Annotated in this window: 7 protein-coding genes; 5 read left to right on the top strand and 2 right to left on the bottom strand. The window is 69.7% G+C overall.

The window, feature by feature from the left end; all coding sequences use genetic code 11:
• The coding region (locus OEB96_RS18085; RefSeq protein ID WP_266217305.1) for an N-6 DNA methylase at nucleotides 1–1914 on the bottom strand (1914 nt) is incomplete at its 3' end.
• 67 nt (nucleotides 1915–1981) lie between these two features.
• Nucleotides 1982–5248 carry a DISARM system SNF2-like helicase DrmD gene (drmD, locus tag OEB96_RS18080; protein WP_266217303.1) on the bottom strand — a complete coding sequence of 1089 codons (3267 nt, stop codon included), beginning with the start codon at nucleotides 5246–5248 and terminating at the stop codon, nucleotides 1982–1984.
• A gap of 158 nt (nucleotides 5249–5406) precedes the next feature.
• Between drmD and OEB96_RS18075 the strand changes: the two genes are divergently transcribed.
• The 5 genes from OEB96_RS18075 (at nucleotide 5407) to OEB96_RS18055 (ending at nucleotide 10659) form a co-directional block, all read left to right on the top strand.
• On the top strand, nucleotides 5407–7350 hold the full coding sequence (locus OEB96_RS18075; protein WP_266217301.1) for an McrB family protein: 1944 nt from the start codon (nucleotides 5407–5409) through the stop codon (nucleotides 7348–7350).
• Nucleotides 7347–8525: an McrC family protein gene (locus OEB96_RS18070; RefSeq protein WP_266217300.1), complete on the top strand. Its 1179-nt coding sequence runs from the start codon at nucleotides 7347–7349 to the stop codon at nucleotides 8523–8525. The genes OEB96_RS18075 and OEB96_RS18070 overlap by 4 nt, the downstream gene beginning before the upstream one ends.
• A gap of 296 nt (nucleotides 8526–8821) precedes the next feature.
• Nucleotides 8822–9391 carry a Uma2 family endonuclease gene (locus OEB96_RS18065; RefSeq protein WP_266217298.1) on the top strand — a complete coding sequence of 190 codons (570 nt, stop codon included), beginning with the start codon at nucleotides 8822–8824 and terminating at the stop codon, nucleotides 9389–9391.
• Nucleotides 9392–9433: 42 nt separating this feature from the next.
• On the top strand, nucleotides 9434–9844 hold the full coding sequence (locus OEB96_RS18060; RefSeq protein ID WP_266217296.1) for an addiction module protein: 411 nt from the start codon (nucleotides 9434–9436) through the stop codon (nucleotides 9842–9844).
• Nucleotides 9845–10116: 272 nt separating this feature from the next.
• A complete protein-coding gene (locus tag OEB96_RS18055) occupies nucleotides 10117–10659 on the top strand; it encodes a VOC family protein (protein WP_266217294.1) in 543 nt (180 codons plus the stop codon).
• The last annotated feature ends 11 nt before the right edge of the window (nucleotides 10660–10670 follow it).

The following is a 10670-nucleotide window of genomic DNA, read 5'->3' as shown; positions in this document are numbered from 1 at the left end:
GCTCACCGCAAACGGGTTCTTGTCCACCCCATACAAGCACCGCTGTGCCACCAGTCGTCGTGCGTGCAGCAGCAGATCCTCATCCGCCCCGAGCTCGGGCGCCTTCCCGTCTCGCTCCCACGCCTCCACCACCATCTGAGCCAGGTGCCGGCAAGCCTCCACCAGGAACGCCCCCGACCCCATCGCCGGGTCGCACACCTTCAGCCCCAGGATCCTCTCCGCCGTCGCCCGCTCTCCTCCCGCCTCGAGCCCCTCCAGCACCGGCCGCAACGTCGTCCGCACGATCGGCTCCGTCAGACTCCGCGGCGTATAGTGACTCCCCGATCTCCTCCTCTCCTCCGTCGGCTGCAAATACAAGCTCCCCACCGGCAGCACCCTCGGCGTCTGCGGCGACACCTTCTTCTCGATCGCCGCCACCAGCTCGTCCACCGACCCCGCCGCCTTCACCTCCGCCTGCTGCTTCCCCCCCAGCTTGCACCCCGCGCCCTTCTCGAACGCCTCCACCCGCGCCTTGCCCTTCCCCCGCAGCACCTCCTCCAGATCCACCACCACGTGCTGCGGCCGCACGCCAATACTGGCCCCCCGCGTCCGCTTCACCTCGAACCCCATCACGGCTTCGTACACGCTCCCGATCTGCTCCACGTCCAGGCTCCGGTAGCTCAGCCGCTCCCCGTCGAGCATCAACAGATCCTCGAGCACCCGCACCACCACGCCATCCGAGACCTTCGGCGGCTCCACCCCATCATCCTCCGCCCCGAACCTCTGCCGCGCCGACCCCTTCGCCCGTCCCTCCAAGAACGGATACTCATCGGGATGAAACAGCTGCCCCTCCCGCGCCGGCAGCCACATCCCCCCATGCCCACCCCCGTCGAACACCAGCCGAAACAGCGACAGCAGCTGCGCCCACGCCCCGTACCGCTGGTCCATCGTGTCCGGGTACAGCCCCGCATCCGCCCGCAACCTCTCGAACAACCCCCCCACCGAGTAGTGCCCCACGTACACCGGATCATCGGGCAGCATCTCCCGCTCCTCCGCGTACAACAGAAACACCAGTCGCATCAGCACCGTGATCAACCCGCCATACACGTGCTGCGGATCCTCCCGCACCACCTCCCCGAGCAGCTGCCCCTCGGTCGCCTCGTCGGCCGCCTGGAACCCCCGCAGTAGCTCCCCGAGCGCCCGCAGCACCTGCTCGGCGAGCTGCGTGCTCACCACATTTTGGTACTTGCGGCTCTCCGCCACGATCGCCGGCAGCCGCCGCCCGGGCGGCAGCGTGAACATCCGCTCGGCGCACAGCAGCATGTGCAGCGCCGCCACGATCGGCCGCCCGCCCACCTCCGCCATCGCCCCCGCCGGAAACGTCAGGTGCCCCGAGCTCTCGCCCGCCGGTGCCACCACCATCCGCACCCCCACCGGCGTGCAGATCATCCCCAGCGCCACCCCGGTGTCTCGCAGCAGCCGCTCGAGCTTGATCTGCGGGCTCGCATGCCACCCCCGCTGCTCTCGCGCGGGCGGTCGGTCGAGCTGCTGCAGGTCGTCCACCTCCCGCAGCTCCTGCACCACCATCAACCACTCCCCGTCCCGCTCCCCATCCGGCACCGCATGCGTGGGCCGCAGCACCTCCTGGTGATCGGGCAGCGCCACCTCCAGTCGGGTCGGCATCGCCTCCCCCGACACCAGATCCTCCGCCTCCCAGTCGAGCACCCCTCGCGCCAGCACCTCCCACGCCGGCAGCCGCGGCCGCCCCTGCGGGTCCTTCTCCATCACCCCCAAGAGCCGCCGTTGCAGCTCCACCGCATTGCGGGCCACCACCGCCTGCGCCTTCACCAGCGCCGGCGGCGACACCACCAGCCCCACCGGCTGCAAGAGCCCCAGCCACTCCTGATGCGCGCGCGTCTCCGGATCCTTCGCCATCGCTCTCGTTCCCTCGTTCTCTCGCTCGCCCGCTCGCTCGCTCGCTCGCCCGCTCGCCCGCGTCGCCCTAGCTCGACACCGGCCACAGGTACACGACCCCCACCGGGTCCATGCGCACCGCCTTCACCTCGTACCCCGCCCGGACCCGCGCCGGCTCGGTATCCAACTCCTTCTCCAGCTCCCCCAGCCGCTTCTCCCAGTGCCGCCGATCGGCCGCGCGCTGCCGGCCTTCCTCGCTCTCGAAACCCAGCGCGAGCTGAGTCTCCTTGATCGGCTCGGGCTCGCGCAGCTCCTGCTCGATCCGCGTCTGCTGGTCCCGCAAGATCGCCTCCATCTCCTTGGCCTCCCGCTTGCCCCGCTTGACCAGCTCGTTCTTCGCCGCCTTGGCCAGCCGCTTGGCCTCCCGATCCAGCGCCGGCAGCAGCTCCGCCACGTCCTTCGCCGCGCCTGCGCTCAGCCGTCGTCGCGTCCCCTCCGGCACGTCCCGCAGCCGCGCCGACCCCAGCGACTCGTCCAGCCGTCGCAGCACATCCACCCGCTCGCCCTCTTCATCCGCCGCCAGCGGCTCCTCCCGCACGTCCCCCGGCACCCAGCGCGCCGTCACCGACAGCACCTCGTCGTGCAGCCGCGCCGCCCCCGGCCCATAGAGCGACAGTCGTCCCAGCAGGATCACCCGCGGGATCGGATCATCCCCATGCAGGACGCACGCCCGCGATAGATCATCGCTCACGAACCCCTGCGCAAGGAACCTCCCGAGCAGCCGCTGCGCCACCCGGTGCTCGAGGTGCAGGTGCACCACGCCATCGTCCAGCGTGCCCGGATCGCGAAACACCACCGGCCGGATCCCCGCCCGCCTTCGCCACTGCCACGCATCCTCCCCGCGCTCCCGTGGCGCCCGCAACGTGTCCAGCGTGGTTGCCCACGTGGGATCCGCCCCCGCCCGCTGGTCCAGCGCCGGCACCACCCAGCGCGCCCGCGCCGGATCCTCCGCCGCCGCGCTCGGATCCTCGGGCCGCAACGGCTCGGCCCCCAGCACCGCCAGCGACGCCGAGATCGCATCGCGAAAGCACCGATCATCGAGCCCCAGCCACTGCTGCGACTCGCGCAACAACCCCCGCAGCTCGTCCACCTGCCGCTGCAGCGCCAGGTCCCGGCGCCGTACGGGATCGAGCTCTTCCTCGATCGTCTGCTTGGCCCGCCGCGAGCCCTCGTCGACCTCCTCGGCCCGCTCGATCTCCGCCGCCAACGTCCCCGCCTGGTCGTGCCCGATCCCCGGCGACAGCAGCCGCTCCACGTTGCGCACCAGCACCGGCGACAGGCTCCCCAGCTCGCGCTGGATCGTGTCGGTCTTCTTCACCAGCACGTCGAGCACCCGATCCTCCGCCCGCTGCGGCAGCACGAAGTAGTGGCACTGCACCACCTCGGCCCGCTGCAGCTTGCGGTCGATCCGCCCGTTGCGCTGCTCCATCCGCGAGGGGTTCCACGGCACGTCCATGTGGAACAGATCCGCGCAGTGATTCTGCAGGTTCACGCCCTCGCGCGCCGCATCCGTCGCGATCAAGATCCGCAGCGGATGCGCCCCGGGATCCGCGTTGAACGCCCGCTTGATCTCCTCCCGTCGCTCGTCGCCCATCCCCCCGTGGAACGTGCCCACCCGCTGCTCCGCCCGATCCGTCCCGGCGATCGCCGCCTGCAGCTGCTGCTCGAGCCACCGCTTGGTGTCGGTGTACTCGGTGAAGATCAACACCCGCCGGTCCTCCCATGCCGCCCCGGCCTTCGCCGGACGCCCGGGCTCGCCGATCCCCGCGCACACGTGCTCGCGCAACCACCCAAGCAGCGCGCGCAGCCGATGATCCACGTCGTACCGCGCCCGCTCGGCGATCTCCGTCATCTCCTCGAGCAGCCGTAGCTCCTCCGCCGACGGCGGCAGCTCCCGTGCTCCGTGCCGGGTCGCCGCCTCGACCGCCGCGTCGTCCTCGGCCTCTACCTCGTCCTCGGGCCGCTCCGCGCGCTCGTCGTCGGCGCCGGGCGGCTCGTGCAGGAGCGTGGCTTCCTCCTCCGTGAGCCCCGCGTCCGCCTCGCTGGCCTTCTCCGCCCGACGCTCCATCGCCTTGCGATGCACCCGCAGCGTCCGGGAAAACGCCTCCACCGACGACAGCAGCCGCTTCTGCAGCGACGTGATCACCAAGAGCGCCGCTTGCTTGCGCGACTTCGCAGCCGCAGCCAGCCGCTCCGTTCGCGCCTCCCGATACGCCTGCAACAGCGCCGACAGTCGCAGCTCGGGCGCGTCCTCGGGCAGCCCGTCGATCACCACCGGCACCACCCGTCGCTCGGGAAAGCCCGACTCCACCCGCCGCAGATCCGCCTTGAGCCGCCGCACCATCACCGCATCGAGCAGCTTGGGGTTGCCCCCCACCGGCAGCCCCCGGCAGAACCGCTGCGGATCGAGCATCTCCAGCAGCGCCGCAAAGCTGTTGCTGTGCCCGTTGTGCGGCGTGGCCGAGAGGAACAGCCGATGCTCGAAGCGCCGCGCCAGATCCCGCACCACATGGGTCAGCTGCGAGCCGCCCCCCTTGCCCCCGCTGGCCGGCGCCGCGTTGTGGGCCTCGTCGAGGATGAGCAGCGTCCCCGGACAGAACGTCCCCAGCCAGGCCCGCAGCGTGCTCGCGTAGTCCTCATTGCGCAGCAGCGCATGCGAGATCACGAACCGCGTGTGCGTCTTCCACGGGTTGACCCCATACCCTCGCTCGCGCCGCATCCGGGCCACCAGCTCGCGGTCGAACACCACGAACGTCAGCCCGAAGCGCTGCTCCATCTCCGCCTGCCACTGCAGCACCACCGAGGGCGGGCAGGCCACCACCACCCGCCGCACCTTCTGCCGCATCAGCATCTCGCGCAGGATGAGCCCGGCCTCGATCGTCTTGCCCAGCCCCACGTCGTCGGCGATGAACAGGTTCACCCGCGGCATCCGTAGCGCCCGCCGCAGCGGCTCGAGCTGATACGCCTTGACCTCGATCCCCGCCCGATAGGGCGCCTGGAACAGCTCGGCCTTGGTCGAGGTGACGCAGTTCCACCGCAGCGTGTGCAGGTAGGCCGAGAACAGCGTGGGATCGTCGAACCCCCGCCGCGCGATCACGTCCCACGGCGTCGCCCCCAGCACCTTGGCGTCGACCTCTCGCTCCCACAGCACCTCGAGCGGCTCTCCCTGGGCGTCGTCGGCCAGGCACGACAGCCGCACCAGGGTGTCGTGCCCGTGCCGAGGCGGAGCTACGACCTCCTCCACCAGGTATTGACGGGAGCGAACGCGAACGATCTGACCGGCTTGCAGCGCCATGCGACGAACGGAGGGTCGAGGATACGGCAATCGGGACCACGGGCGGGCAGGGAACCCGGCGTTCTGCGCCATTGCCGCTGTTGGCCCGTTCGATCCGCCCGGTCGCCGCGACTTCGATGGCGTACCCCCACCATGGGATGGGACCATGCGGCAGCCCCATGTCCGTGGTCCAAGCGACGTCCTCGGTCACCCTCAACGACATCCGCGCCCGGATCCTCCGCTTGCCTGGCGCCCTGCGCGAGGCGATCCCCCGAGGGCGGGACACCCTCGACATCCGCGTCGCCGCGATCGACTTCTACGGCGCGCTCACGATCTCCAGCGGTCATTCGTATCTCGGGGGCGTGACCGAGCTGTTTCGCCGGCTCGGGGTCCTGCGTGGCGGCGAGACCGGGCCCCAGGGCCGCACCATGCAGGTGAGCTGGAGCTACGAGCCCGAGTCGGGCATCGCCGCGCTCGAGCCTTCGATCGACGACCCGTGGCGGCCCGTGCCGGGTTCCACTCCGGCCGACGATTCCACGCCGTCACCGACGGACCCCGCCGTGCTCGTGGCCGAGGCCCTCGCGCGCTTCACCCCCGCGCGCGAGGCTGCCCGTCGCCAGGCCGTCGACCATGCCCGGACCTTCGTGCAGGCCCACCTCGGCACGTTCTCCCCGGAGGACGTCCGCAAGCTCCTCCAGTTGTTCAACGTCGATCATCGCAACGGGAGCAACAAGGCCGATCGCTTCGCCCCCGGGTTCACCGGCTCGCTCGCCAACGACATCGCGGCCGCCACCGACGCGCTCAACGGCTGGATCCCCCGGCTTTGGGAGGCCTCCGACGACGAAGCGGTCGCCCGCGTGCTCGACGAGTTCTGGGCCGCCAAGGACGTTCCCGGGGCGGGTCGGTCGCTGCCCACCATGCTGCTGCACATACGCGACCCGGAGCGGTGGTTCCCGATCATGACCGGCCTCGCCAAGGGCTACACGGTCCTCACCGGACAATCCGTACGCGGGCGCAAGGGGGTACGCTACCTCGAGTATGCCCGGGGGCTGGCCCAGCTCCGCCGTGCCTACGACGTCCCGGTGCACGCGACCGACCTCGTGTTGATGGAGGCCGCACGTGCCGAAGCGAAGGCCGGTGTCGTCCACGTCGAGACCGAGTCCGCCCCGGCCGAGCCCGTCGTCGCCGATTCCCTCGACGGGGCGGTGCCCGCCGATGATGCGCCCGACGAGGAGCACGTCTACGACCGCGACGCGCTAATGGCCGACACGTCGATGCCCGAGGCCGAGCTCGACGAGATCGAGCAGCTCCTCGCCGACAAGCCTCAGTTGGTATTCTACGGCCCGCCGGGCACCGGCAAGACCCATCTGGCCGAACGCCTCGCCCGCTATCTGACCCGCGATGGCGGCGAGTTCCGCCTCGTTCAATTCCACCCGTCCTATGGCTACGAGGACTTCGTGGAAGGCATCCGCCCCGTGGTGAGCGTCGAATCGGCCCAGGTGGGTTACCGGGTCGAGCCGGGGATCTTCCGGCAGTTGTGCGACCTGGCGCGCAAGCGGCCGAATGAGACCTTCGTGCTGGTGGTGGACGAGATCAATCGCGGCAATCTCCCGCGGATCTTCGGCGAGCTGCTCTACCTGCTCGAGCGGCGGGGACCCGACCATCGGGTGGAGCTTCCCATCTCCCGGCAGGCGTTCTCCGTGCCCACCAACCTCATCCTGATCGGCACCATGAACACCGCCGACCAATCGATCGCGTTGGTCGACGTGGCATTGCGCCGACGCTTTCACTTCGTGGAGCTGCGGCCCGATTCCCAGCTGCTGCGCGAGTGGCTCTCGCAGCACGCGCCCAAGATGGCCTATGTGGCGACGGTGCTCGACAAGCTCAACGACGCGCTTCGGCGTGAGAGGCTCGACGACAACCTGCTCGTTGGCCACACCCATTTCATGCGGCGCGGGCTCGACGAGCTGGCGCTCAAGCGGGTGTGGGATCGCAGCATCGTGCCGACCCTCGAGGAGTACTTCTACGGCAAGCGGGACAAGATCGCCCAGTTTCGCTTCGAGACCTTCGTAGAGGTCGACGCGGCTGTATCCGAGAATGAATCAGGGGAGGGCGCTGGGTGATCCAGACCCTCGCTCTGCGGGAGCACGAGGCTCGCGAGGTCGCGCTTCGCGAGCACGACGTGTCGTTCCTGCAGGAGCACTTTCGGCACGTGATCGTCGTCCGACCGACGACGAGGCCCGGGCGCTACGAGCTCAAGGCGAAGGCCATCGCCGGCACGATCGTCGGCCCGAGCCTCGAGCTGCGCATTCGCCCCAAGTGCGGGCTGCGGAACCTGTTCGGGATGCTGAGCCACGTTCACCACCTCGCCAAGCTCCGGCCCGAGCTGGTGCACCAGGCAGAGGACGAGGATCTGCGCGACCTGTTGGTGCTCATCCTCGTGCAACACCTCGAGGCGCTGGTTCGCGGCGGCCTACGGCGTGGCTACGTCGAGGACGAAGCTCGCTTGCCGGTCCTACGCGGACGGCTCGCGCTCGACCAGCAGCTGCGCACGATGCCGGGCGGGACCCTCACCATCGCCTGCCGTTACGAGGACTACACCGCCGATCTCCCGCTCAACCAGGTGATCGGCTACACGCTCTCCCAGATCGAAGGCACCGGATCGCCGCAGCTCGACCAGCGCGTGCGCAGATCGAAGGCGGCGTTCGCTCGGCTCACCCCGCGACGGTTCCGGCCGAGCGACCTCGATCAATTCACCTACGATCGTCTCAACGCACACTACGAGGTCATCCACGGGATCTGCCGGCTGATCCTGCAAGCACGCGGCGCCGAGGACGGCCCCGGGGCGCTGCCCATGGGTAGCTTCCTGGTGAACATGAACACCCTGTTCCAGGAGTTCGTGGCGATCTGGCTCGATCGGAATCTTCCCGGGCCTTGGCGGGTGCGGGCCCAGGGGTCCCATTCGTTGGATCGGCAAGGGCAGATCAAGATCCTCCCCGATCTCCTGCTCTACCACGATCGCGAGCTGCGACTGGTCGCGGACACCAAGTACAAGCTATGTCGGGGCAAGGCGAGCAGCGAGGACCTCTACCAGGCACTGGCGTACTGCCGGGCCTTGCGGGTTCGCAGCGCGGTGCTCCTCTTCCCGGACATCGATGGTCGCCACCTGCACCTCGTTGTCGCCGACGGGGCCAACGAGCTGCTCACCGATGGCGTGGACCTGGCATGGCCGTGGGCCGAGGTCGAAGCGGGGATGCAGCCGCTGATGACACGGCTGCTCGAGCTGGCCAAGGGATGACGCACGGGGAGTGGGCGCGCTCGGTGGCGGGTCATCCTGCGCCGTCTGACCCCACAGCGAAGACTCCCGCGAGCTGAATTCCACCCGGTCCGACGCTGACGCGAGGTCATGGTCGTCGGCGGGTATGCCGTCGGCGTGTACGGGCGTGGGGTGGCGGCTGGGGTCTTTGTCGCGGCGAAGGCAGGAGGTCCGAATCGTCGAATTCGCCTGGCCTCCCGACGGTTCGGGGACAGCCAGCCGAGAATAGGCCCGCGGTGCTCAACGCGCCCGCCGGGTCCTGCTAGGATGGTCGGGCGATGACCGCTCCCGCCCATCGCCGCGCCACCTACGAGGACGTCCTGCAGGCCCCTCCACACCTGGTGGCGGAGGTGATCTACGGCGTGCTCCATACACACCCGCGACCGGCGTTGCGACACGCGAACGCGTCGTCGCACCTCGGCGGGCTCCTGTTCGGCCCCTTTCGGATGGGAACGGGCGGCCCTGGTGGTTGGGTGATCTACGACGAGCCCGAGCTTCACCTCGGGAGTGAGCCGGACATCCTCGCGCCCGACCTCGCGAGCTGGCGGCGCGAGCGGTTCGCCGACGTGCCCAAGGATGCGGCGTGGACCTCGGTCCCGCCCGACTGGGTCTGCGAGGTGCTCTCCCCATCGACGGAGGCGGTGGATCGGGCGGAGAAGATGGAGATCTACCTACGCGAGCGAGTCGGGCACGTGTGGCTGGTGGATCCGGTGGTACGGATGCTCGAGGTCTACCGCCACGGGGGCAGCGTGTGGCATCGCGTGGCCGTGCATCGAGACGACGCACGCGTGCGGGTCGAGCCGTTCGATGCGGTGGAGCTGGCGCTCGGCCTGCTGTGGGAGCGGTAGGCCCGTCGCTGGGTGGCCCCGCTGTACTACGATGCGCCCGTGATGTCCGACGCTGGTCAGAGCATCCTCGACGAGGCGCTGAGGCTCCCAGAGCCCGAGCGAGCAGGGATCGCTCGAGCGCTGCTCAGGAGCCTCGAGGACGACCAAGAGGTTCTACCCGCCCTGAACGACGCAGCTCTCGGGGCCGAGCTCGACAGACGCCTTCAAGAGGTCGTCGACGGCACCGTGCAGACGATGACCGTGGAGCAGGCCCAGGCCTTCCTCGCGGGGCGCAGACGGGGCGGCGGACACGTCGAGCGAGGCCCTGAGCAACTGCTGGATCCGTTGCACCTGCACATGGCCAAGGGGGAGACCCAAGGCGCTTGGCGTCGAGAAGACTCGGACGACGACGAACGCCAGACGGAGCAAGCCGATGCTGTGGCCACCATTCAGGCGTTGGAGGGACGCTGGTGAACCTCCACAAACCGTCGTCCGCTGACCCCCATCCCTTCTCCAGTTCTTCTCCAAAAACCTACGGAAATTCCCGCGTACCCCCGCGACCCAGGATCACTCCCGCGACATGGCGCGTCGTGATTCCAGGCACTCTAGCAAGCGGTCGCGGTCCGCGAGAAGGCGTCGGGAGAGCCGCACCACGCCCATCGCCGTACCCGTACCCGGCGGCGATATGTTCGAGGCGCCGGCCACGTTGGGGTCCCGTGCCGGTCCGCGCGCTCCTCCTCCTGCCCTTGGTCGGATCGCTGCTCCACTCGAGCGGCTGTTCCCCCTCGACGACGTCCGCCGAGCTCGGAGCGCCTCCGACCGCGGCCGCCGCCTCGCTCTCCGACGAGCGACCCTCCGCGACCATCGACGGGGCCCCTTCGTCGCCCGTGGGGGTCCTCGGCACGGACCACGTCGGCCTGACCGTCACCGACCTCGAGGCCAGCCGCGCGCTCTTCGTCGACGTGCTCGGCTTCCGCGTCCGCGGCCAGGACGAGAGCTACCCCGCGTACTTCCTCACCAACGGGCACACCACCGTCACCCTGTGGCGCGCCGAGGATCCCGAGCATGCCACCCCCTTCGATCGTCGCCGCAACGTGGGCCTGCACCACCTCGCGCTGACCGTCGACGGCTTCGAGACCCTCGACGCACTCCACGAGCGGCTGTCGACCCATCCCGGGGTCGTCGTCGAGTTCGGCCCCGAGCTCGCCTACGGCGGTCCCGCCAAGCACATGATGTTCTACGAGCCCAGCGGCAACCGCATCGAGCTCGTACACCGACCGGCCTCGTGAGCATCGACCGA

Origin of the sequence: Paraliomyxa miuraensis, from assembly GCF_026337845.1 — a bacterium.
GTDB classification, from domain to species: domain Bacteria; phylum Myxococcota_A; class Polyangia; order Nannocystales; family Nannocystaceae; genus Paraliomyxa; species Paraliomyxa miuraensis.
This window is presented reverse-complemented; position numbering and strand designations above follow the sequence as displayed.